The sequence below is a fragment of the Pseudoduganella sp. GW821-FHT11H04 genome, from assembly GCF_058807935.1.
In genome coordinates, this window is record NZ_JBXARE010000008.1 from 140,852 (window position 1) to 163,214 (window position 22,363).

At 62.1% G+C, this 22,363-nt stretch carries 17 protein-coding genes and 1 other RNA gene; 13 read left to right on the forward strand and 5 right to left on the reverse strand.

Annotated features, from left to right (window positions below):
- Window positions 1–139: 139 nt before the first annotated feature.
- From ribBA to nusB, 3 genes are read left to right on the forward strand one after another with little or no spacing between them, the layout of a single operon-like run.
- On the forward strand, window positions 140–1,249 hold the full coding sequence (gene ribBA / locus AC1RTP_RS18515; RefSeq protein WP_498609311.1) for a bifunctional 3,4-dihydroxy-2-butanone-4-phosphate synthase/GTP cyclohydrolase II: 1,110 nt from the start codon (window positions 140–142) through the stop codon (window positions 1,247–1,249).
- Window positions 1,250–1,294: 45 nt separating this feature from the next.
- Window positions 1,295–1,783 carry a 6,7-dimethyl-8-ribityllumazine synthase gene (ribH, locus tag AC1RTP_RS18520; protein ID WP_498609312.1) on the forward strand — a complete coding sequence of 163 codons (489 nt, stop codon included), beginning with the start codon at window positions 1,295–1,297 and terminating at the stop codon, window positions 1,781–1,783.
- A gap of 20 nt (window positions 1,784–1,803) precedes the next feature.
- The gene (gene nusB / locus AC1RTP_RS18525) at window positions 1,804–2,274 is read left to right on the forward strand and encodes a transcription antitermination factor NusB (RefSeq protein WP_498609313.1); all 471 of its coding nucleotides are present in this window, start codon (window positions 1,804–1,806) and stop codon (window positions 2,272–2,274) included.
- A gap of 283 nt (window positions 2,275–2,557) precedes the next feature.
- Here nusB and AC1RTP_RS18530 read toward each other — a convergent pair whose 3' ends face one another.
- Window positions 2,558–3,478: a transglycosylase SLT domain-containing protein gene (locus AC1RTP_RS18530; protein WP_498609315.1), complete on the reverse strand. Its 921-nt coding sequence runs from the start codon at window positions 3,476–3,478 to the stop codon at window positions 2,558–2,560.
- A 478-nt stretch (window positions 3,479–3,956) separates the two neighbouring features.
- On the opposite strand from AC1RTP_RS18530, the gene ubiD reads away from it, so the two are divergent.
- The 6 genes from ubiD (at window position 3,957) to recR (ending at window position 9,446) form a co-directional block, all read left to right on the forward strand.
- Window positions 3,957–5,441 carry a 4-hydroxy-3-polyprenylbenzoate decarboxylase gene (gene ubiD / locus AC1RTP_RS18535; protein ID WP_498609317.1) on the forward strand — a complete coding sequence of 495 codons (1,485 nt, stop codon included), beginning with the start codon at window positions 3,957–3,959 and terminating at the stop codon, window positions 5,439–5,441.
- A 16-nt stretch (window positions 5,442–5,457) separates the two neighbouring features.
- An RNA gene (gene ffs, locus AC1RTP_RS18540) (signal recognition particle sRNA small type) lies at window positions 5,458–5,556 on the forward strand.
- Window positions 5,557–5,658: 102 nt separating this feature from the next.
- The gene (gene dnaX, locus AC1RTP_RS18545; protein WP_498609319.1) at window positions 5,659–8,187 is read left to right on the forward strand and encodes a DNA polymerase III subunit gamma/tau; all 2,529 of its coding nucleotides are present in this window, start codon (window positions 5,659–5,661) and stop codon (window positions 8,185–8,187) included.
- A 37-nt stretch (window positions 8,188–8,224) separates the two neighbouring features.
- Window positions 8,225–8,551, forward strand: a complete 327-nt coding sequence (locus AC1RTP_RS18550; RefSeq protein WP_498609321.1) for a YbaB/EbfC family nucleoid-associated protein — start codon at window positions 8,225–8,227, stop codon at window positions 8,549–8,551.
- Between the two features lie 9 nt (window positions 8,552–8,560).
- Complete coding sequence (locus AC1RTP_RS18555) at window positions 8,561–8,851, forward strand: YciI family protein (RefSeq protein WP_498609322.1); 291 nt, start codon at window positions 8,561–8,563, stop codon at window positions 8,849–8,851.
- A gap of 4 nt (window positions 8,852–8,855) precedes the next feature.
- Window positions 8,856–9,446 (forward strand): recombination mediator RecR, encoded by a 591-nt coding sequence (gene recR, locus AC1RTP_RS18560; protein WP_498609324.1) that lies wholly within the window; start codon window positions 8,856–8,858, stop codon window positions 9,444–9,446.
- On the opposite strand, the gene AC1RTP_RS18565 is transcribed toward recR, so the two are convergent.
- The 4 genes from AC1RTP_RS18565 to AC1RTP_RS18580 all read right to left on the reverse strand — a co-directional run bounded on the left by AC1RTP_RS18565 (window position 9,426) and on the right by AC1RTP_RS18580 (window position 16,814).
- The gene (locus AC1RTP_RS18565; RefSeq protein WP_498609325.1) at window positions 9,426–11,513 is read right to left on the reverse strand and encodes a putative bifunctional diguanylate cyclase/phosphodiesterase; all 2,088 of its coding nucleotides are present in this window, start codon (window positions 11,511–11,513) and stop codon (window positions 9,426–9,428) included. The genes recR and AC1RTP_RS18565 overlap by 21 nt on opposite strands.
- A 4-nt stretch (window positions 11,514–11,517) precedes the next feature.
- Window positions 11,518–14,373, reverse strand: a complete 2,856-nt coding sequence (locus tag AC1RTP_RS18570; RefSeq protein ID WP_498609327.1) for a hybrid sensor histidine kinase/response regulator — start codon at window positions 14,371–14,373, stop codon at window positions 11,518–11,520.
- Between the two features lie 175 nt (window positions 14,374–14,548).
- A complete protein-coding gene (locus tag AC1RTP_RS18575; RefSeq protein ID WP_130313223.1) occupies window positions 14,549–14,749 on the reverse strand; it encodes a YbdD/YjiX family protein in 201 nt (66 codons plus the stop codon).
- 4 nt (window positions 14,750–14,753) lie between these two features.
- Entirely contained in the window at window positions 14,754–16,814 is a 2,061-nt protein-coding gene (locus AC1RTP_RS18580; RefSeq protein WP_498609329.1) for a carbon starvation CstA family protein, read from the reverse strand.
- A gap of 129 nt (window positions 16,815–16,943) precedes the next feature.
- Here AC1RTP_RS18580 and AC1RTP_RS18585 point away from each other — a divergent pair, with 129 nt between their 5' ends.
- From AC1RTP_RS18585 to AC1RTP_RS18600, 4 genes are all read left to right on the forward strand, one after another.
- Entirely contained in the window at window positions 16,944–18,305 is a 1,362-nt protein-coding gene (locus AC1RTP_RS18585; RefSeq protein WP_498609331.1) for a cache domain-containing protein, read from the forward strand.
- On the forward strand, window positions 18,302–18,919 hold the full coding sequence (locus AC1RTP_RS18590; RefSeq protein ID WP_498609333.1) for a response regulator transcription factor: 618 nt from the start codon (window positions 18,302–18,304) through the stop codon (window positions 18,917–18,919). Before AC1RTP_RS18585 ends, AC1RTP_RS18590 begins: the two co-directional genes overlap by 4 nt.
- Before the next feature lie 204 nt (window positions 18,920–19,123).
- Entirely contained in the window at window positions 19,124–20,290 is a 1,167-nt protein-coding gene (locus AC1RTP_RS18595) for an HDOD domain-containing protein (RefSeq protein ID WP_498609335.1), read from the forward strand.
- A 2-nt stretch (window positions 20,291–20,292) separates the two neighbouring features.
- Window positions 20,293–22,350 (forward strand): putative bifunctional diguanylate cyclase/phosphodiesterase, encoded by a 2,058-nt coding sequence (locus AC1RTP_RS18600; protein ID WP_498609337.1) that lies wholly within the window; start codon window positions 20,293–20,295, stop codon window positions 22,348–22,350.
- Window positions 22,351–22,363 lie beyond the last annotated feature (13 nt).

The following is a 22,363-nucleotide window of genomic DNA, read 5'->3' on the forward strand; positions in this document are numbered from 1 at the left end:
CCTCCTTCAGGGTTGTTAAGAAAACCAGTCTAGGCCAATTAGCCTAAAGGCGGCGCTCAAGGGGGCGGGAATGCTCCAAATCCTTTAAAATAGCGGGTTAACAAAGAAACGCTCTGTGCCTCACATCAAAGGAAAAAATATGTCCATTTCCAGCACCGAAGAAATCGTCGCCGAACTGCGCGCCGGTCGCATGGTGATCCTGGTCGACGAAGAAGACCGCGAAAACGAAGGCGACCTGGTGCTGGCCGCCGAGCACGTCACGCCGGAAGCGATCAACTTCATGATCAAACATGCGCGCGGCCTGGTTTGCCTGACCCTGACGGAAGAGCACTGCAACCAGCTCGACCTGACCATGATGACCGCCAAGAACGGCACCTCCTTCGGCACCAACTTCACCGTGTCGATCGAAGCAGCCGAAGGCGTCACCACCGGTATTTCGGCCGCCGACCGCGCCAAGACCATCCAGGTAGCCGTGGCCAAGGGCGCCAAGCCGACCGATATCGTGCAGCCGGGCCACATCTTCCCGCTGCGCGCCGTGCCAGGCGGCGTGCTGATGCGCGCCGGCCACACCGAAGCCGGCTGCGACCTGACCGCGATGGCCGGCCTGATGCCAGCCTCCGTGATCTGCGAAATCATCAAGGACGACGGCACCATGGCGCGCCTGCCGGAGCTGCTGGAGTTCGCCCAGGAGCACGGCCTGAAGATCGGCACCATCGCCGACCTGATTCACTACCGCAGCCAGAACGAATGCATGGTCGAGCGCATCGCTGAGCGTCCACTGCGCACCGCGCACGGCGACTTCCGCATGATCGCCTTCCGCGACAAGCCAAGCGGCTCGGCCCACCTGGCCCTGGTGCACGGCTCGATGGAGCCAAGCAAGGAATCGCTGGTGCGCGTTCACCAGCCGGTCTCCATCCTCGATTTGTTGGAAACCGAAGCCACCACCCACTCCTGGAACGTGTCGTCCTCGATGAAGGCGATCAAGGAGGCGGAGCAGGGCGTGATGGTGCTGCTGAACTGCGGCGAAACCGCGGAACAGCTGTTCGGCCAGCTGGAAGCGCTGGATAAGAATCTGCGTCCAACCGGTCGCGCCGCCAGCATGGACCTGCGCAGCTACGGCATCGGCGCCCAAATCCTGCGCGACGTCGGCGTACGCAAGATGCAGCTGCTGGCAAGCCCGCGCAAGATGCCTTCGATGACCGGCTTTAACCTTGAAGTCACCGGCTACATGGCCAAACCTGCCGCCTGATTAACAGACGCGGCATAATCCAATATCCTTAGAAAGAGGTACACCATGACCGTAGCAACCTACGAAACCAACCTGTCCGGCGAAAACCTGCGCATCGGTGTTGTGCAAGCCCGCTTCAATGAAGACGTTTGCCACGGCCTGCTGTCGGCTTGCCTGCAAGAGCTGAAGAACCTGGGCGTGGAAGACGAAGACATCCTGCACGTGACCGTGCCGGGCGCGCTGGAAATCCCGCTGGTACTGCAAAAGATGGCCGAGTCCAACCAGTTCGACGCACTGATCGCACTGGGCGCGGTGATTCGCGGCGAGACCTACCACTTCGAGCTGGTGTCCAATGAATCCGGCGCGGGCGTGACCCGCGTGGGCCTGGACTACAGCATCCCAATCGCCAACGCCATCCTGACTACTGAAAACGACGAACAGGCGGAAGTCCGCATGGCCGTCAAAGGCGCCGAAGCCGCCCGCTGTGCCGTCGAAATGGCCAACCTGTCGATCGCCCTGGAAGAACTGAACCAGGATCAGGGCGACGACGAGTAATTCAACAAGAAGGTAATAATATGACTGACAATATGACGCACGCCAACCCGAGCAAGAACCGCACCCCGCGCCACCGCGCGCGCGAGTTCGCGCTGCAGGGCCTGTACCAGTGGCTGCTGAACAATGAAGAGGCGACCAAGGTCGTCAACAACATCCGCGGCGCTCATGGTTTCGACAAGGCAGACGGCGAGTACTTTGCCGACCTGCTGCGCGGCACCATCAAGCAATCGGTCGAGCTGCGTGAAGTGTTCACGCCGCTGGTTGATCGCGGCATTAATGAGTTGTCCCCGATCGAGCACGCCGTGCTGCTGATCGGCGCGTACGAGCTGAAGAACCACATCGAGATTCCATACCGCGTCGTGATCAATGAAGCGGTGGAGCTGACCAAGTCCTTCGGCGGTATCGACGGCCACAAATACGTGAATGGCGTCCTCGACAAGCTGGCCGCCCAACTGCGCGCCGACGAAGTCGCCGCCGACAAGAAGCGCTAAGCTTCTGATGCATAAAGAAAGCCACCTTCGGGTGGCTTTTTGTTGATGTGCGGCAATTTGTCCACCTTGGGGTCAGGAACCAAAAGGGGAACTTTCCACCAGAAGGGTACCTTTTGTTTTCTACACCAAAGGGGTGTCTGGCACTTGTTCCCCTTGGGGGTCAGGAAAAAAGGTGAACATTCCCCCCGGGACTTCCCCTTTTTTTTCCTACCCCCAAGGTGGACATTTGTTTTGGGAAAAGAAAAAGCCACCCGGAGGTGGCTCAGATGTGCGGCTGGAGGGCTTACAGGCCGGCCAGCTGGTCTGCGCTGATTTGCTTGTCAGCTTGCGCAACCGTGGTCGCGCCATCCTTTGGCTTCACTGGGGCAGGGGCGGTGGCAAGTTGCGGCGGGGTGATGTAAGGCACTTTCTTGCCAGCGGAGACTTGCTTCAGGCGGGAGTATTCCGCCATCACGCGCGAGCCGTAGCCGTCATCGGAATCGAAGGCGCCTGCGCCGACGTAGGATTTCAGGCCTGCTTCAACCGAGCCGCCCTTAGCCACATAATCCTTCAGGATCAGGGCGCCAACGCGGATATTGGCCACCGGGTTCAGCGCGGCCTGCACGCCGCCCATGTCCTGGAATTTCTCGGTGTGCACTTTGGACATCACCTGCATCAGGCCCTGCGCGCCCATTGGGCTTTCGGCGAACGGGTTCAGGCCCGATTCAATCGCCATGACGGCCAGGATCAGCAGCGGGTCCATTTTGGTCTCGCGAGCGGTCAGGTAGGCAGTGGAAACCAGCAGATTGGTCGCATCGCCAGCCACGCGGTAACGTTTGGACAGCCAGTTAGTGACCGCGTCCTGCTGCTTTTTGGAGCCCACCAGGGCCTTTTCCTCGGCCGTCAGCTGGACTTCGGCAGCTGCTGCCAGGCCAACCGGCAGCGCTGCAGGCGCTTCCATCAGCTCGGACAGCGGCGGAGCTACGACGATTTGCATCGGCGCCGGCGGCTCACCGCGCAGGGCGTGGGCCAGGTCGGCAGCCAGTTCAGGACGGGCAACCATGGCGCAAGCCATTACCAATGCTGCAATACCGAAGATGCTCAGCATGGACTGAGCGGCGGTCATCAGACCACGTGCCGATACGCTTTGCGTGGCAATCCACGCAGCGGGCTGGCGAGCCCATAGGCGGGTGCTATCCAGCAACCCATTGAATCGATTGTTCATTCAGAACTCCCCTGAAATGTAAGAGTCAAAACGCGTCCCCGCCGCGTGAAATTCGCGGTCAATTCGACGTGCCATAGTCGTTACATCAGTGTTATCTTCGTCCACCGCCGCACAGGTCGCACGGGACTGGACGCCATCATTGTTTGCTAAAGCTGGCGATTCTGTAGAGCCAGTTGCAACACAACTTTTTCCGGGGACGAGGCAGACGCCTCAGGAAAAACACTCCTTAAAATGTCTGTGGAGCCCGGATACTCCGTGAATGTAATGAGTGACAACTTAGTTGGCATAGAAGCCATGTCCTCATCAGGTAGGTCAAATTGTAGGAGGCGTATTATATCTAGTCAATACTAACACGGGCATTCTTTATTACTTTTGAGTATGACTTTTACGTGAACACATTGGCAAAAACCAATAAAATCAACGACTTGACCAAAAGTACTCATACGCCTCGTTCGAAGCAAAAAAATCGTAAAAAAGTATGAAATATCGCGATCTCCGAGATTTTATTTCTCAACTGCAAGCAATGGGCGAACTTAAGCGCACAAGCTTGCCTGTTTCACCACACCTGGAGATGACGGAGGTCTGCGATCGCACTTTGCGCGCCGGCGGCCCCGCCATTCTTTTCGAAAAACCGACCGGTTTCGACATGCCGGTGCTGGGCAACCTGTTCGGCACTCCGCGCCGCGTGGCGTTGGGTATGGGCGCCGATGACGTCGGCGAACTGCGCAAGATCGGCCACGTGCTGGCGCAGTTGAAGGAGCCCGAGCCGCCAAAGGGCTTCAAAGACTTGATGGGCCTTGGTTCGCTGGTCAAGGCAGTATGGGATATGTCTCCGAAAGAGATGCGTGGCGCGCCTTGCCAGGAGATCGTCTGGGAAGGTAACGACGTGGACCTGGGACGCTTGCCGATCCAGCACTGCTGGCCGGGCGACGTGGCGCCTCTTATTACATGGGGCCTTGTCATTACTAAAGGCCCTAATAAGAAGCGGCAGAACCTGGGCATCTACCGCCAGCAGGTGCTCGGTCCTAATAAGGTCATCATGCGCTGGCTGGCGCATCGCGGCGGCGCGCTGGATTTCCGCGAGCACTGCATCAAGAATCCTGGACAGCCTTATCCTGTCTGTGTCGCTTTGGGCGCGGACCCGGCCACCATCCTCGGCGCTGTGACGCCGGTGCCGGACAGCCTGTCGGAATACCAATTCGCCGGCCTGCTGCGCGGCAGCCGCACCGAACTTGTTAAAGCCATCGGCAGCGAGTTGCGCGTGCCGGCTTCGGCGGAGATCGTGCTGGAAGGGCATATCTACCCGGATGAAAACCATTCGTCCGGCTACGAACATGGACTGGAAGGCCCCTACGGCGACCACACCGGCTATTACAATGAGCAGGACTGGTTCCCGGTCTTCACCATTGACCGCATCACCATGCGGCGCGACCCGATCTACCACTCTACTTATACGGGCAAGCCGCCGGACGAACCGGCCGTGCTGGGCGTGGCTCTGAATGAAGTGTTCGTGCCGCTGCTGCAAAAGCAGTTCAGCGAGATCACCGACTTTTACCTGCCGCCGGAAGGCTGCAGCTACCGCATGGCAGTGGTGCAGATCCGCAAACAGTATGCGGGCCATGCCAAGCGCGTGATGTTCGGCGTGTGGAGCTTCCTGCGCCAGTTCATGTATACCAAGTTCATTATCGTGGTGGACGAGGATGTGAACATCCGCGACTGGAAGGAAGTGATCTGGGCGATCACGACGCGCGTCGACCCGACCCGCGACACCACCCTGGTCGACAACACGCCTATCGATTACCTGGACTTTGCTTCGCCGGTCAGTGGCCTGGGCAGCAAGATGGGCATCGACGCCACCAATAAATGGCCGGGTGAAACCAGCCGTGAGTGGGGTACGACCATCACCATGAGCGACGATGTGAAGGCACGCGTGGATGGTATTTGGCAGCAGCTAGGTTTATAGCCTATAATTGCGCCCGGGCGGGCCCCTGCGCATTGTGGCACGGTTAACCTGGTCAGGTCGGGAACGAAGCAGCCAAAGCTGTTCACCGCAAGTGCCGCAGATCAGGCTCGCCTCTTTGAATTTCTTAAAAAAGCTGCCCCAGGCAGCTTTTTTATTGTCTATGCGACAAGCATGCAATCTTGTCCGCAGCGCACGCTATCTACGGTAAAATCGCGCAATGTCCTATCAAGTCCTCGCTCGCAAATACCGTCCCCGGAACTTTGAAACGCTCGTCGGCCAGGAGCACGTTGTCCGTGCGCTGACCCATGCGCTGCATACCGGGCGCCTGCACCATGCCTACCTGTTTACCGGGACGCGCGGTGTCGGCAAGACGACGCTGTCCCGTATCCTGGCCAAGTCGCTTAACTGCGTCGGCCCGGACGGCAATGGCGGCATCACGGCTACCCCGTGCGGCGTTTGCGAGGCTTGTACCGCGATCGATGGCGGCCGCTTTGTTGATTACGTCGAGATGGACGCTGCGTCCAACCGCGGCGTCGATGAGATGGCGCAGTTGCTGGAGCAGGCGGTGTACGCACCGTCCAATGCACGCTTCAAGGTCTATATGATCGACGAGGTGCACATGCTGACCAACCACGCCTTCAACGCGATGCTGAAGACGCTGGAAGAGCCGCCGGAGCATGTGAAGTTCATCCTGGCGACCACCGATCCGCAAAAGATTCCTGTCACCGTGCTGTCGCGCTGCTTGCAGTTCAACCTGAAGCAGATGCCGCCGGGACACATTGTCGGCCACCTGGAAAATATCCTCGGCCAGGAGAATGTGGTGTTCGAGCAGCCGGCCTTGCGCTTGCTGGCGCAGGGCGCGCACGGCTCCATGCGCGACGCGCTGTCGCTGACCGACCAGGCGATTGCCTACGCCGCCGGCGCTGTGACGCTGGACGCGGTGCAGGGCATGCTGGGGGCTTTGGACCAGTCCTATCTGGTTCGCCTGCTCGATGCCTTGGCCAATAAGGATGGCGCTGATTTGATGGCGGTGGCTGATGAGATGGCGACGCGCTCGCTGTCTTACAACGGCGCTTTGCAGGACCTTGGCACTTTGCTGCACCGGATTGCGCTGGCGCAGACCGTGCCTTCCGCCGTGCCTGCGGACCTGCCTGAATATAACGATATCGTTCGCCTGGCTTCCTTGTTCGATGCCGAAGAAGTGCAGCTGCATTACCAGATCGCTGTGCATGGGCGGAATGAACTGGGATTGGCGCCGGATGAATATGCCGGCTTCTCCATGACCCTATTACGCATGCTTGCCTTTCGGCCCGGTATCGGCGGGGCAGATGGCCAACCGGCCAGCGCCCCGGTAGCGGCTCGTCCCGCCGGCGCGAATCCAGCCCGCGCGGCTGCAGCCGCTGCGATGGCGGCCAGCGCAGCGACTGCGGACCGCATGAGTGTTCCGGTCGGCCAGCCATCGCCGTCCGCCGCCGCCGTTCCGGCCATGCCGCCCGCACCGTCAGTCCAGCATGTAGCACCTGCCGCCGCACCAGCCGCCAACGCGCCAGCCGCCTCGCACCTCGCGAGTGTGCCCGCCGCCGCACCCGCGCCAACCGCACCCGCCGCTGCATCCGCGCCGAGCGTCGTTGCTCCAGCCGCACCTGTCGCCGCCGCGCCAGCTTTCGTTGCGCCGGCACCAGCGCCCGTTGCGGCTGCACCAGCAGCACCGCAGCCAACCGCCGTTCCTGCGCAAACGTCTGCACCGGCGCCGCAGCCTGCACCTGCAGCCGACAGCCGCCCGATGAGCCCCGCGAAAATGGCCATCACCGCTGCGTTGGAAGCCGCCCGCGCCGCTGCTGCTGCCCGCACCGGCCAGCGCGCCCCGGCGCCAGCACGTCCGGCAGCGCCACAAGGCGACGCGCCGGCAACGGCGCCCGCTACCGCACCGGCCGCCTCACACTCAGCACCCGCCGCGGTCCCGCGCGCGGCGATGCCGCAAGCCGCAGCGTCAGCGCCTAGCCATACCGCTCCTGCCGCGCCGACCGCAGCTCGCGCACCGGCGCCGTGGGAAGATGCCCCTGCCCCAAGCACACCATCCGCGCAAGCGACCGCACCTTGGGACGACCAGGGCGGCGCCATGGTAGTGGAAGCAGCGCCGCAAGCGCAACAGCCGAGCCGCGCCCCCGTGCAGCAACAAGCCGAAGAAGACGACCTCCCGCCATGGGTCACCGACTTCTCAGAAGATTCCGCAGTGCCGGCCGGTGCCGACCACGTTGGCGGCATGACGCAAGCCGCACCGCAACAGCGCGCCGCAGCGCCCGCAAAGGCACCGTACGAATACGTCATCACCCCGGTCCCTGAACTGGGCTGGGACGGCAACTGGCCAGCGCTGGCCGCCCACCTGCCACTGCGCGGCGTGGCACAGCAACTGGCCACCCAGGCCGAATTGGTAAGCTGCGCCTTCGACGGCGACATGGCCGTCTTCCGCATCCGCTGCCCGATCGAAACCTGGGCCACCCCAGCCAACGTGGAAAAACTTACCTCCGCGCTGACCGAGCGCTTTGGCCGCGCAGCCCGCGTCGAGACTGAAATCGGCAAGGCCTGGTACACCACCAGCGTCGAAGCCCAGGTCCACCGCGACAACTGCCAGCGCGCCGCCGAAGAATCGGTCGCCGCCGATCCTTTTATCAAAGCAATGGTGCGCGACTTTGGCGCCTTCATCGTGCCCGGCTCGATCGTGGCGCCGATGACGCCAGCACACTAATCAATATACTCAACACCGAAATACGGAGAACCACACCATGATGAAGAACCAACTGGCCGGCCTGATGAAACAAGCGCAAGCCATGCAGGACAACATGAAGAAGGCGCAGGAAGCGCTGGCCCTGATCGAAGTGGAAGGCCAAGCCGGCGCCGGCCTGGTGAAGGTCGTCATGACCTGCAAGAACGACGTCAAGCGCGTATCGATCGACCCATCGCTGCTGGGCGACGACAAAGACATGTTGGAAGACCTGGTAGCCGCCGCCTTCAACGACGCCGTGCGTAAGGCAGAAACCACCGCTTCCGAAAAAATGAGCGGCCTGACCGCTGGCCTGCCGCTGCCACCTGGCTTCAAAATGCCTTTCTAAGCGAACATCATGTTCATCATCGCGCTCACGTACTTGAAACCGGCCGAGGAGATCGACAAGCTCCTGGCCGCGCATAGCGAGTACCTGCGCGAGCAAATTGCCAATGGCATGTTCCTGATGTGCGGCCGCATGGTGCCGCGCACCGGCGGCATTATCCTGGCGACGGCCGACAGCCGGGCCGATATCGAAGCGGTGATTGAGCTCGACCCGTTCAATGAGGCGGGCGCCGCCAGCTACACCATCACCGAATTCGTGCCCACCAAGACGGCCGATTTCCTGAGCGCCTTCAAGCAATCCTGATCCAATGGCGAAGTCCTTTGAATTCCTGACGGAGGCGCTGCGCCGCTTGCCGGGCGTCGGCCCCAAATCGGCCCAGCGCATGGCCTTCCACCTGCTGCAGCACGACCGCGAAGGCGCCGCCATGCTGTCGCGCGCCCTGTACCAGGCGGTGGAGCAGGTGCACCACTGCGTCCTGTGCAACACCTTCACCGAAACCGATATCTGCGACACCTGCGCCGACGAATCGCGCGACAAGCGTCAGCTTTGTGTCGTTGAAACGCCGGCCGACCAGGTGATGATTGAATCCACGCTGACCTACAAGGGCCTGTACTTTGTGCTGATGGGGCGCCTGTCGCCGCTGGACGGCATCGGCCCCAAAGACATCCACCTGGAAAAGCTGCTGGCGCGCGCCGCCGACGGCGTGGTGGAAGAAGTGGTCCTGGCGACCAATTTCACCAACGAAGGTGAAGCCACAGCTCACTACATCAGCGAAATGCTGAAAGCCCGCGGCCTGGCCGTGACCCGCCTGGCACGCGGCGTGCCGGTAGGCGGCGAACTCGAATACGTCGACGCCGGCACCATCGCCCGCGCGATGCTAGACCGCCGTAGCACCTGATCCCGCGCACGCGAGCATCTGGCTGATGGCGTCCTGCGGGGCGGGGCGGCCGAGCAGGTAGCCCTGGGCCATGTCGCAGCCGTAGTGATTCAGCAGGTCGAGCTGCTCGCGGGTCTCCACACCTTCCGCCACAACGATCATTTTTAAGCCGTGCGCCATGGCGATGATGGCGCGTGTGATGGCTGCGTTTTCGCTGTCTTGAGGCAGGCCGCTGATGAAGCTTTTGTCGATCTTCAATGCGCGCACGTCGAAGCGTTTCAGATAGCTCATGGACGAATAGCCGGTTCCGAAATCGTCGATCGACAGGAACACGCCAATGCCGCGCAGTTGTTCCAGCGTGGCCAGGGTGGCGAGGGCATTGTCCATCAGGGTACCCTCGGTAAGTTCCAGTTCCAGCAGGCTCGGATCCAGGCCGGAATCCTGCAGCACGGCCAGTACGATCTGCGCCAGGCTTTCGTCCTTGAACTGACGCGCCGACAGGTTGACGGCCATGCGGATCGGCCGCTCGCATTCGCGCTGCCAGGCACACGCTTGATGACAGGCAGTGCGCAACACCCATTCACCGATCGGCACGATAAGGCCAGTCTCCTCCGCCAGGGGGATGAATTCCGTCGGTGGGATGATGCCGTGTTCGGGATGGCGCCAACGTATCAGCGCCTCGACGCCGACGATGCGGGTGCTCGGCACGTCCACCTGTGGCTGGTACAGCAGGTAAAGCTCGTTGTTCTGCAGGGCCTTGCGCAGGCCGACCTCCAGCTTGACGTGGCTCATGATCTGCATGGTCAGCGAGGAGCTGTACAACTTGGCGTTGTTCTTGCCGCAGTTCTTGGCGTGGTACATGGCCGTGTCGGCGAATTTGAGCAGGGAAGTGCAATCCTCGCCGTCCTCCGGGTAAAGCGAGATGCCGATGCTGGCAGTGACGAAGATTTCGTGGCCGTCCAGGTTGAAGGGCCGTCGCATGGCATCCTTCACTCGGTGAGCAACGGCAAGCGCATCGTCTACGCGTTCGATATCGGGCAGCAGGATGGTGAATTCGTCGCCGCCCAGGCGCGCCAGGCTGCACAGGTGGTCACCGGGCCTGATCGTTTCGCGCAGGCGTTCGGTGACGATTTGCAGAAGCAGGTCGCCGAGATTGTGGCCCAGCGTGTCGTTGATGCGCTTGAAGGAGTCCAGGTCCATGAACAGGATGGCGAACTTGCGTTCTTCGCGGCGCGATCGTTCCAGTTCGCTTTCCAGTGTTTCCAGGAAGGCCTGGCGATTGGGGATGCCGGTCAGGCTGTCGCAATAGGCCAGCTTGCGGATTTGCTCTTCAGCGCGTTTGCGTTCGCTGATGTCGCGCACCAGGCCAAGCACCTCGCCGGAGGCAGTGCCCACCAGGCGCGCTTCGAAATGGTGACTGACGCCTTCGCGTGTCAGTTCGTAGTCGACCGAATGCACGGAAGCCGAGTGCAGCACGGCAGATAACTGATCCAGCATGCGCGTGGCGATCTGCGGCGGCAGCACGTCGCGGATATGGCGGCCCACGCATTCACGGCTGGCGAAGTCCGTGCTAGGTTCGTGGCCCTCTTCGTAATCGAGGTAGTAGCCGTCGGCGGTGAGGCGAAAAAAGGTGTCGGGAATGGCGGCCAGCACGGCGCGGTTGTGGGCGTCGGCGATGCGCAGGCGGGAGATGGCATCGCTGGCGCGCAGCACGTAGAGCACGCGGTGGCCGAGGATGGGCCAGTTGATCGGCTTGGAAACGAAGTCGGTGGCTCCGGCTTCATAAGCCTGGGTGACAGCTTCCAGGTCATCGCCTCCGGTGACCATGATGACGGGCACGTGGGCGGTGCCCTCCAGTTTGCGGATGGCGCGGCAGACCGAGAAACCGTCCAGCAGCGGCATGTCGACGTCGAGCAGCACCAGGTCGGGCGTATTGTCGCGGAAGCTGGCCACTGCGGCGCGGCCATCGCAGGCCTCCACCGCATCCAGGCCGACCTGGGCCAGCATTTCAAGCATCAGCAGGCGCATGACGGGATCGTCATCCGCCACCAGCACGGTGCCGCGTTTGGAGGAATAAAGCGCTGCCATGATTTCATGCTCCCTTGGCCAGGATGTTGCTGAGCGTTTGCCGGACTGAATGGAATTCGCGTTCCAGTTGCGCCAGCAGGTCGGCCGCGCCTTCGGTTTGTTCGGCGCGGGCCATTTGTTCCAAATGCCGGAATAGCTTTGCCAGCGTGTCGGCGCCGACGTTGGCACTGCTGGATTTCAGGCTGTGGGCGGCCTTGCGGATGGCGACCGTGTCATTGCCGGCGGACGCTTCGCGCAGCGCAGTGAGTTGGCGCGGGGCGTCCAGCAGGAAGGCCTCAAGCACGCGACGCAGCAGCGCCTCGCCTTGGCCTGCACTGAGCGCTCGGATTGCGTTCAGCGCCGCAGGATTGATTGTTGCCGGTCCTGCCTCCGGAGTGGCCATTTGCGCGGACTGCGTTGCGGTCGCGCCAGAGAAGTCGACCGCCGCCGAGCCGGAAGGCGCAGTTCGGGGCAGGGCGACCCAACGGCCGAGGGTATCGGCCAGCGCCTGCTGCGAAAATGGCTTGCTGATGTAATCATCCATGCCCGCCGCCAGGCAGCGTTCGCGGTCACCCTGCAATGCATTGGCCGTGATGGCGACTATCGGCGTAGCGCGCGCACGTCCGCGCTGCTGCTCCAGGCGCCGGATTTCAGCCGTGGCAGCCATGCCATCCATCACCGGCATCATGCAGTCCATCAGCACCAGGTCGTAATCCCCCGCGCGCACCGCGGCCAGCGCCTCTTCGCCGTTGGCGGCACAGGAAACCTCCATGCCCAACCCACGCAGCATGGCCGACGCCACTTCGACATTGACCGGGTTGTCCTCGGCCAGCAAGGCGCGCGGCCGCTGGCCATGACGAAGGCGCGGCGCGGCGTGCTGCGGCGAAGCGCTGGCAAGCGACAAGGCGCCAACGCCCATGCCTACTCCAACGCCCTCGCTGGCGCGCAGGGGCGTGACGATGCAGTCGTACAGATCCGGCTCACGTGCGGGTTTGATCAGCTGGAACGCCACACCCGCAACCCGCCGCTGCACCGCATCGGCCGCATTGCGCTCGGAAGCGAGCAAAATCAAGCGTACCGCCGAAATATCGGGATCAGACTTGATCTCGGCCGCCAGCGCCAGGCCGCCGATATCATCCAGCCCCATATCCAGCAGCGCCACGTCGTAAGGCATGCCACGCGCCGCCGCCGCGTGCAGCTCGCGCAAGGCATCTGCCGCACTCGGCGCGCAAGTGCCCTGCAAATGCCAGCGCGCCAGCAAACGTTGTAGCGCCAGCGCGCTTTCCGCCTGTCGGTCCACGACCAGCGCCCGCAAACCTTTGGTCGGCTTCTGCTGGAAGCCCGCATCATCCGCATCCACCCGCCGTTTGTCGAACTGTACGGTGAACCAGAAAACTGCCCCATGCCCCAGTGCGTTATCGACGCCGATTGAGCCGCCCATCAGCTCCACCAGCTGCTTGGAAATCGCCAGCCCCAGGCCGGTGCCGCCATGTTTGCGCGTGGTGGAGCCGTCCGCCTGCGAAAAGGAATCGAAGATGTGCGCCCGCGCCTCGCGCGACACACCGATGCCTGTATCGTGCACCTCCACCCGCAGCCGCGCCGATTGCGAATCCTCCTCCGCCACGCGCACCGTCACCTTGATGCGCCCCTGGTCGGTGAACTTGACTGCATTCCCCAGCAGGTTGACGATCACCTGGCGCAGCCGGTTCGGATCACCGCAAATCGCCAGTGGAATATTGTTCGCCACCGCAAATTCCATCTCGATCCCCTTGGCCTGCGCCTGCGGCGCAAACACGTTCTCGATATCGTCCAGCACTTCGCGCAGGTTGAAATTGATGTATTCGACGGTCAGCTTGCCCGCTTCCACCTTCGAGAAGTCGAGGATATCGTTGATGATCACCAGCAGGTGCTCGCCCGAGCGGCGCACCATGCTGGTGTAATGGCGCTGGGTTTCAGTCAGCTCGGTCGCCGCCAGCAGCTCCGCCATGCCCAGCACCCCGTTCATGGGCGTGCGGATCTCGTGCGACATATTGGCCAGGAAGGCGCTCTTGGCCTGGCTGGCCGCTTCCGCCGCATCCTTGGCCTTCTCCAGCTGCGCCGTGCGGATGCTGACCTGGCGTTCCAGCTCGCCGCGATACTGGGCCAGCTTGGTGTCGCGGCTCTCGATTTGCACCAGCATGCCGTTGAAGCTATCAATCAGCGTGCCCAGTTCATCGCTGCGCTGGTGCTGCAGCTGGGCGTAGGTCTGGCTGCTGCTCACCTTGTCCGCCGCCGCGATCAACTGCGCGATGGGCGCCGCAATGCCCTCACGGAAGCGCGCCGACAGCACCAGCGCCAGCCAGAAAGACAAAGCGGTGGCCAGCGCCGTGATGCCAAGATTACGCAGGATGCCCAGCCAGAGCGAAGCCTGGCCCGCCTCGATCATTACCGCCCCGAGCAAATGCTGCTGCACCCGCACCGGCCGATAAAGCCGCAGCAGTGGCGCCCATGGCGGACCGTCACGCTCGGCCAACTCACCTTCGGCCAGTTGGCGCATACGTGTCGCATCGAGTTCGCCGGGCGCCAACTCGTTCATTGCAGGGAAAGCGGCAAACAGCTGGCCATCGCGGTCAAACAGGGCCGCGCGCGTGATATCGCCCTTGACCGCCAGCGTGGCCAAGGCCTGTTCGGCCGTCGGCCGGTCGGAATAGAGGAGGGAAGCGACGCTGTTGGCGCCGATAACATCAGCCAGCGAGGTAAGCTGCTTGCGTTCCTCGCTGGTGTGGGAAACGATGGACGCGACGGCGAACGCCGCAAACACCAGCAGCAAGGCGCTGCCGGTGGTGAGCACCGAGATGATTGCCAGTTTCTGACTTAGGCCGGAGCGTTCGAAGTTGAGCATTTTCGCCGCCGAAGGATGATTCCATCGGGCAAAGAATAAATGCTAAGAATTTCGACACTTTGATCTGGCTCTAAGATTCAGTTACTAGCAATAAATGTCCACCGTGGGGTCAGGAACGAAAGTGGACATTTCTGAAAGAAATGTCCACTTTCGTTCCTGACCCCACGGTGGACATTTAGCAGCAGCCGCCGCGTTTTCCGGCGCCGCCGTAGCGGGCTTCTTGCCGCTCGCGGAAGAATTCCTCGTAGCTCATCACGGGCTCACCCGGGTGGGTGGTCTCGCGATGGGCGACGTAGGTGTCGTATTCCGGCAGGCCGCACATCAGCCGCATGCTCTGTCCGAGGTAGCGGCCTGCCTTGACGATTTCGCCCAGCATGGTCTTACTTGGCCGCAGCGGCGTATTGGGCCGGGGCTTCGTTGTGGGTCGGGCGGTTGGCGTTCCAGGCTGCCAGCGCGGTGCGGGCACCGAATACCAGCACGCTGAGCACGACGATCATGAAGAAGGCCGCCAGGCTCGCATCCAGGTAGTCGTTGAAGATCACCTGCTGCATCTGTTCGATCGACTTGGCCGGCGCCAGCACCTTTCCGTCAGCCAGGGCCGCCTGGTATTTCGCAGCGTGCGCCATGAAGCCGATCTTTGGATTGGCGTCGAAGATCTTCTGCCAGCCGGCGGTCAGGGTGCACAGCAGCAGCCAGATGGTCGGCAGCACAGTGACCCAGGCGTATTGCGCACGCTTCATCTTGAACAGCACGCAGGTTGCCAGGATCAGCGCAATCGCAGCCAGCATCTGGTTGGCGATGCCGAACAGCGGCCACAGGGTGTTGATGCCGCCCAGCGGATCGACCACGCCCTGGTACAGGAAGTAGCCCCAGGCTGCTACGCACAGGCCGGTGGCCAGCAGGCTGGCGAACACGGAGTCGGTACGTTTCAGCGCCGGCGAGAAGGTGCCCAGCAAGTCTTGCAGCATAAAGCGGCCGGCGCGGGTGCCTGCGTCGACGGCGGTCAGGATGAACAGCGCTTCGAACAGGATGGCGAAGTGGTACCAGAACGCCATCATGGCCTTGCCGCCGACGACGTTGGACAGGATGTGCGCCATGCCCACAGCCAGGGTCGGTGCGCCGCCGGCACGCGAAATGATGGTCGTTTCGCCGACGTCCTTCGCCGTTTGCACCAGCATTTCAGGGGTGACGTAGAAGCCCCAGTGCGAGATCGCCTGTGCTGCCGATTCGGCCGTGGTGCCGAGCAGCGCTGCCGGGCTGTTCATCGCAAAGTACACGCCTGGTTCGATGGTCGATGCGGCCACCAGCGCCATGATGGCGACGAAGGATTCCATCAGCATCGCGCCGTAACCGATGAAGCGGGCATGGGTTTCGTTCTCGATCATCTTCGGCGTCGTGCCGGAGGAGATCAGCGCGTGGAAGCCGGAAACGGCGCCGCAGGCGATGGTGATGAACAGGAACGGGAACAGGTTGCCGGACCACACAGGGCCGGTGCCGTCGATGAATTTGGTCAGCGATGGCATTTGCAGCATGGGCGACACGATCACGATGCCCAGCGCCAGGCCGACAATGGTGCCAATCTTCAGGAAGGTGGACAGGTAGTCGCGTGGCGCCAGCAGCAGCCACACAGGCAGCACGGAAGCGATGAAGCCGTAGCCAATCAGCATCCAGGTCAGCTCAGTACCGGTGAAATCGAACATCGACGCCAGGGCAGGGTTCTCCTGCACCCACTGGCCGCCGAAGATGGCCAGCATCAGCAGCACGAAGCCGATCAGCGACACTTCGCCGATGCGGCCCACGCGGAAGTAACGGGTGTAGACGCCCATGAACAGCGCGATCGGGATCGTTGCCATCACGGTGAAGGAACCCCAAGGCGAGTGCGTCAGCGCTTTCACGACAATCAGGGCCAGCACGGCCAGGATGATCACCATGATCATGAAGGTGCCCAGCAGCGCGATATTGCCCGGAATCGGACCCAGTTCCGACTTGATCAGGTCACCAAGGGAGCGGCCGTCGCGGCGGGTGGAGATGAACAGCACCATGAAGTCCTGCACGGCGCCGGCGAACACCACGCCGGCCAGGATCCACAACATGCCCGGCAGGTAGCCCATTTGCGCTGCCAGCACGGGGCCTACCAGCGGGCCGGCGCCGGCAATCGCGGCGAAGTGGTGGCCGAACAGGACGTTCTTATTCGTCGGAACGTAATCCAGGCCGTCGTTGTACTTGTAGGCCGGGGTCAGGCGGTTCGCCTCCAGGCCCATGACTTTTTTGGCGATAAACAGGCTGTAAAAGCGATACGCGATCAGGTACACGCAGACGGCTGCAATCACCAGCCAGATGGCGCTGATTGGCTCGCCGCGCTTAAGGGCGATCACGCCCAGCGCGCCGGCGCCCAGCAGCGACATGCCGGCCCAGCCAAGTTTCTTCATAGTGGGATTCATCGGGGTCTCCTCCAAGGATGAATGCCCAGTATTCAGGAATTGAATATCTGTCACAAGCGCACCACTACGCAAAGCCGATGCGTAGAACTACGTAGGACACGCAGGCGGCGCCGGGCTTACAATCCCCGCATGAAGCTACGGCAAAAGTTCCTGTTCCTGGCGATTGCGCCCCTGATCCTGGCCCTGTGCGCCATCGCCATTGCGGTGCGCTACCAGGCGGTGACGCTCGCCCAGCAGCAGCGCGACACCATCCAGCAAGCCTACCTGGCCAGCAAGGAGGCTGAGCTCAAACACTACGTGACCCTGGCTAATCACTCGATTGCCCACCTCGTAAAGTCTGGCCGCAAGGACCAGGCCACGCTCGATGAAGCAAAGCGCATTCTTTCGACCCTGAGTTTTGGTGACGACGGGTATTTCTTCGTCTACGACATGCAGGGCAATTCGCTGATGCACCCGCGCCAACCGGAGCTGGTGGGCCAGAACCTGTTCATGCTGAAGGACGACGAGGGCAATCCCACCATCCAGCGACTGCTGGCCCGAGCCCGCGAAGGCGGGGGGCTGGAGCGCTACAACTGGGTCAAGCCGTCGACCCACAAAGCCGCCCCCAAGCTTGGCTATGTGATCTTGCTGCCGGAATGGGGCTGGATGCTGGGCACCGGCATTTACCTCGATGACGTCGAAGAAGCGCTGGCCAAAGTGGACGAACAGCAGCGCGGCAATATCCGTAACACCTTGCTGTGGATGGCTGGCATTGCGGCGCTGGCGCTGGTGGCTGTGGGTGTGTCCGGCTTGGCGCTGAACATCCGCGAGTACCGCGTGGCCGACGCCAAGCTGAAGGTGCTGGCGCAGCGCGTGGTCGAATCGCAGGAAGAGGAGAGGGCGCGCCTGTCTCGCGACCTGCACGACGGCATCAGCCAGTGGCTGGTGTCGATCAAGCTGCAAATCGAGGCCGGCATTATCCGCCTCGGCAATCCCGCGCAGCAGGATAAGGCCAAGGCAGCTTTCGAGCACACGGCCGAACAGTTGAACAATGTGCTGGGCGAGGTGCGCCGCATCTCGCACAACTTGCGTCCCGCCATCCTGGACGACCTGGGCCTGGCCGCCGCGCTGGACCACCTGTCCGCCGAATTCCGCGAACACATAGGCGTGGATGTCGCCTTCACCGCCGACGGCTGCACTGACCGCCTGCCCGACGTGGCGAACACGGTGCTGTTCCGCATCGCACAGGAAGCGCTGACCAATATCGAGCGCCATGCCGCCGCCACCAGCATCACCATCGGCCTGGAAGGCGATGCCGAAGGCGTCACGCTGCACATCGCCGACAACGGCGGCGGCTTTGACGCGCAAGGCATCGCCAGCCATCCAAAGCGCGGCATCGGATTACGGAATATGATGGAACGGATGGAAGCGATCGGCGGCCAGTTCCGCATCGAATCCTCGCCCGCCGGCACCACGGTGCTGGCGCGCGTAGACAACAAAGGCAAGCAATGACACGGATCCTGTTGGTAGACGACCACCCCCTCGTACGCGACGGCCTGCGCGCGCGTCTGGAAGCAATGGCGCAATTTGAAGTCGTCGGCGAGGCAGGCAGCGCCGTCGAAGCACTGGAAGCCGCGCGCCAGCACAACCCCGACCTGGTCCTGATGGACATCAATATGCGCGGCACCAACGGCATCGAGGCCACCGCGCTATTCAAGCAGCAGTTCCCGCACATCGCGGTGCTGATCCTGTCCATGCACGACAAGCTGGAATACGTGACCCAGGCCATCCAGGCCGGCGCCCGCGGCTACGTGCTGAAAGACGCGCCGGGCAAGGACATCGTGATCGCCATCGAAACCGTCATGGCAGGCGGCATCTACTACAGCGCCAACCTGGCGCAGCAACTGGCCAAGCCCATGGCGCAGGACAACCAGCTCACCACGCGTGAAGCGGAGGTGTTGCGCCACCTGGCCAATGGCGAATCGAACAAGCATATCGCCCGTGAATTGGACCTCAGCGTGCGCACCGTGGAAACCCATCGCCTTAACATCAAACGCAAGCTTGGCATCGAAGGACAGGCAGAATTGATCAAGTTTGCGGTGCAACACGCACAATTCGGTAAGTAACAATTGCCAAATTAAACATTAATGTATCGTTCCTGGTACAAATCCAGCAATTCGATTGCGCCCTCTAAGTCCCCAAAGCTGACTTTTGGGCAATTTCTGCTATATTCCACAAGTCTTGTAACACAGGTGTGACCCGCGCGCACAATGGTTGCTTTACATCAATAAACCATTTACCATTGTTGGCATTACCACACCGAGATTCCGATGTCTGCGTCAGATCCGAATTCGTTTCCGCTGGTGGGAATCAAGCCTGTCCTGAATACCCAAAACCAGTGGGTAGGATTGGCGTTTCAACTGTCCGGCGCCGCCTCGCTGCCGGCGCTGCAAGCGCTTCTTGCTTGTCCTGAATCCGAAGAACTGGGTTCACTCGAATACTTCATCCCCCTCGCCGATCCGCTCGCACTCGATGCCACGCAACTGGATGGCTTGCCGCTTGACCGAATCATCTTCACCGTGCCGGCCGCGCGCCTGGCAGAGGGCGAAGTTCAGCAGCGCTGCAAGCAGCTGGCCGACCGTGGCCTGCGCCTTTTGGCCGATGGGGAAGTAGGCATCACCGCAGGGCAAGCCGGCATCCGCGGCCTCGATTTTGATTGCACTGAAGCGCTGCCAAGCGCGCTGGCGATGATGACGCTTACCGGCCCACACCTGGCCCGAAACGCGAGCGACGATATCCGCACCAGCGAATGCCGCAAAGCCGGCTTCACCTTATTCCGTGGCGAGCTGCCGCGCGTGAAGGACCACGACGCAGGGCAGGGCGACGGCACTACCCGCAAACGCCTGCTTGCCCTGCTCGGCCTGCTGGCCCAGGACGCCGACTCGCGCGAACTGGAAGCCCTGCTGAAGGAAGACCCGGCGCTGTCCTTCCAGTTGCTTAAGCTCGTGAACTCGGCCGCTTTCGCGCCGAACAGCAAGCCAATCCACAACTTCGGCCAGGCCATCAACCTGCTGGGCCGTCGACAGCTGCAACGCTGGCTGCAACTGCTGCTGTACGCGCGCCAGCAAACCGATGGCCCGACTAACCCCTTGCTGCCGCTGGCCGCCTTGCGCGCCGCCCAAATGGAAGCCCTTTGCAACCTGCGCGAAGGCGACCGCGATGAGCAGGACCAGGCTTTCCTGATCGGCGTGTTCTCGCTGCTCGACGTGCTGCTTGATATGCCGATGTCGGAAATCGTCGCGGCCCTGAACCTTGACCTGGACGTCGTCGCGGCCCTGCTGGACCGCAGCGGTGACCTGGGTGAAATGCTGGCGCTGGCCGAAATGCACGAGCCGCAATCGAGCGCGCTGCGCGACGTCGGCATCGACAACGAAACCTATTGGCGAAGCCTGCTAAAGGCCTACCAATGGGCGCTGCAAGTCAGCAGGAACGTATAAACATGCACGGGCAACCGGTCGTCGACTTCCTCACCAGCAGCGCCGCCGTGTGCGATGCGGTGCTGCGCATGCGCGGTCCCGCGCTGGTGGAGGAATTGGGCCGCATTGCCCGCGAAGTGACCGGCAGCCCGCATGGCCGCTACGTGCCGCGCGATATGACCCCGGCCACCGGGCTGCCGGGCTGGGAAAGCGGCCTGTCGCAGCTGATCCAGTTCGACAGCCAGTATTTCGGACGTTTCGAAGTAGCGGGCCGCGAAAGCTATTCAGACACCGTCAAACAGCACCTTGCCAGCCTGGCCAGCCTGGCCGCCAGCGTGCTGCAAGTGCATTCGGTCGCCCAGCGCACCACCCACGCCTATGTGCAGGTGGAAGCGCGCCTGCAGCACCAGTCGCAAATCCTGGACCAGATCCACGAGTCGGTGCTGACCATGGACCTGAACGGCTTCATCACCAGCTGGAACAAGGGCGCCGAGCGCCTGTTCGGCTATTCGGCGGTGGAAGCGATTGGCCGCAACATCATCTTCCTCTACGACGACGAAGACGAAACCTTCGACGACGCCTTCCTGGAGCAGGGTGGCCGCCTGATGGAAGTGCGCCGCAAGAAGAAGAATGGCGAAGTATTCTGGGCCAGCCTGTCGCTGTCGCCTCTGTGCGATATGGAAGACCGCTCGATCGGCCTGATCGCCTACCTGACCGACATCACGGAGCGCAAGCAGGCGGAGGAACGCATCCACCACTTGGCTTATTACGATGCGCTGACCGGCCTGCCGAACCGCTCGCTGCTCACCAAGCTGGTGGACCAGGCGCTGACCGTGGCCCTGCGCAGCCACGGCCACGGCTGCGTAATGTTTATCGACTTGAACCGCTTCAAACAGATTAACGATACTTTGGGTCGCACGGTAGGCGATGCCCTCCTGCGCGAAGTGTCGCAGCGCTTCCGCCTTGCGCTGCGCGACCAGGACGTGGTGGCTCGCCTGTCCGGCGACGAATTCGCCGTCGGCCTGTTCGACATCCATCAGCACTACGAAGCGAGCATGGTGGCCAACAAGCTGCTGGACGCGCTGAGCGAACCTTTCCTGATCGATGGCCATGACCTGCGCGTCGGCGCTTCGATCGGCATCAGCGTTTATCCGCAGGACGGCAACGACGCGGAAACCTTGCTGCGCCTGGCCGACATCGCCATGTACCGCGCCAAACAGAACGCCTCGACCGACGGCGAGCATATCGCCTTCTACAGCCAGGACATGAACAAAGGCATGCAGGAGCGCATGCGCATCGAATCCGGCCTGCGCCAGGCGCTGGGCAACGGACAGCTGCTGCTGCACTACCAGCCCAAGTTTGAAATCAGCAGCGGCAAGATTATCGGCGCCGAAGCGCTGGTGCGCTGGAAGCATCCCGAGCGCGGCCTGGTGCCGCCGGCCGAATTCATTCCGCTGGCCGAAGCTACTGGTCTGGTGGTGCAGGTAGGCGAGTGGGTGCTGGAAGCCGCTTGCGCCCAAGCGCAGGCGTGGAAAGAAAAGGGCTTGCCGCCGGTGCGCCTGGCCGTGAACGTGTCCGCACGCGAGTTTACTTCCTCGCTGCCGAACCGCGTGATGGAAACCTTGCAGCGCTACGGCCTGGAGCCGTCCTGGCTTGAACTGGAAATCACCGAATCGACCCTGATGCACAATATCGACCGCGTGATCGGCATCATGGATCGCCTGACCGCCGAAGGCATCGCGCTCTCGCTGGACGATTTCGGCACCGGCTATTCCAGCCTGTCCTACCTGAAGCGCTTCCCGATCGATACGCTGAAGATCGACCGTTCCTTCACCACCGGCATCCCGGTCGACACCAATGATTGCGCCATCGCCAGCACCATCATCAGCATCGCCCAGCAACTGAAACACAAGGTGATCGCGGAAGGCGTGGAGACTGCCGAACAACTGGCCTTCCTCAAAGATTCCGGCTGCGACGAAGTGCAGGGCTACCTGTTCTCGCGTCCCTTGCCTGCACTTGAATTCGAACGCGCCCTTGTGGAGAACTGGGCAACCCCGGAACCTGTCGCCGTCAACGCCTGACGCGCCGCGCGGT

Bases quoted from the DNA above. Each gene is read 5' to 3' on its own strand.
- AC1RTP_RS18595 (WP_498609335.1), top strand. From the start codon at position 19,124: ATGTCTGCGTCAGATCCGAATTCGTTTCCGCTGGTGGGAATCAAGCCT.
- AC1RTP_RS18570 (WP_498609327.1), bottom strand. From the start codon at position 14,373: ATGCTCAACTTCGAACGCTCCGGCCTAAGTCAGAAACTGGCAATCATC.
- nusB (WP_498609313.1), top strand. From the start codon at position 1,804: ATGACTGACAATATGACGCACGCCAACCCGAGCAAGAACCGCACCCCG.
- dnaX (WP_498609319.1), top strand. From the start codon at position 5,659: ATGTCCTATCAAGTCCTCGCTCGCAAATACCGTCCCCGGAACTTTGAA.
- AC1RTP_RS18585 (WP_498609331.1), top strand. From the start codon at position 16,944: ATGAAGCTACGGCAAAAGTTCCTGTTCCTGGCGATTGCGCCCCTGATC.
- AC1RTP_RS18555 (WP_498609322.1), top strand. From the start codon at position 8,561: ATGTTCATCATCGCGCTCACGTACTTGAAACCGGCCGAGGAGATCGAC.
- ribBA (WP_498609311.1), top strand. From the start codon at position 140: ATGTCCATTTCCAGCACCGAAGAAATCGTCGCCGAACTGCGCGCCGGT.
- ribH (WP_498609312.1), top strand. From the start codon at position 1,295: ATGACCGTAGCAACCTACGAAACCAACCTGTCCGGCGAAAACCTGCGC.
- AC1RTP_RS18600 (WP_498609337.1), top strand. From the start codon at position 20,293: ATGCACGGGCAACCGGTCGTCGACTTCCTCACCAGCAGCGCCGCCGTG.
- AC1RTP_RS18530 (WP_498609315.1), bottom strand. From the start codon at position 3,478: ATGAACAATCGATTCAATGGGTTGCTGGATAGCACCCGCCTATGGGCT.
- AC1RTP_RS18550 (WP_498609321.1), top strand. From the start codon at position 8,225: ATGATGAAGAACCAACTGGCCGGCCTGATGAAACAAGCGCAAGCCATG.
- AC1RTP_RS18575 (WP_130313223.1), bottom strand. From the start codon at position 14,749: ATGCTGGGCGAAATCGTCAAGGCAGGCCGCTACCTCGGACAGAGCATG.
- AC1RTP_RS18590 (WP_498609333.1), top strand. From the start codon at position 18,302: ATGACACGGATCCTGTTGGTAGACGACCACCCCCTCGTACGCGACGGC.
- ubiD (WP_498609317.1), top strand. From the start codon at position 3,957: ATGAAATATCGCGATCTCCGAGATTTTATTTCTCAACTGCAAGCAATG.
- AC1RTP_RS18580 (WP_498609329.1), bottom strand. From the start codon at position 16,814: ATGAATCCCACTATGAAGAAACTTGGCTGGGCCGGCATGTCGCTGCTG.
- recR (WP_498609324.1), top strand. From the start codon at position 8,856: ATGGCGAAGTCCTTTGAATTCCTGACGGAGGCGCTGCGCCGCTTGCCG.
- AC1RTP_RS18565 (WP_498609325.1), bottom strand. From the start codon at position 11,513: ATGGCAGCGCTTTATTCCTCCAAACGCGGCACCGTGCTGGTGGCGGAT.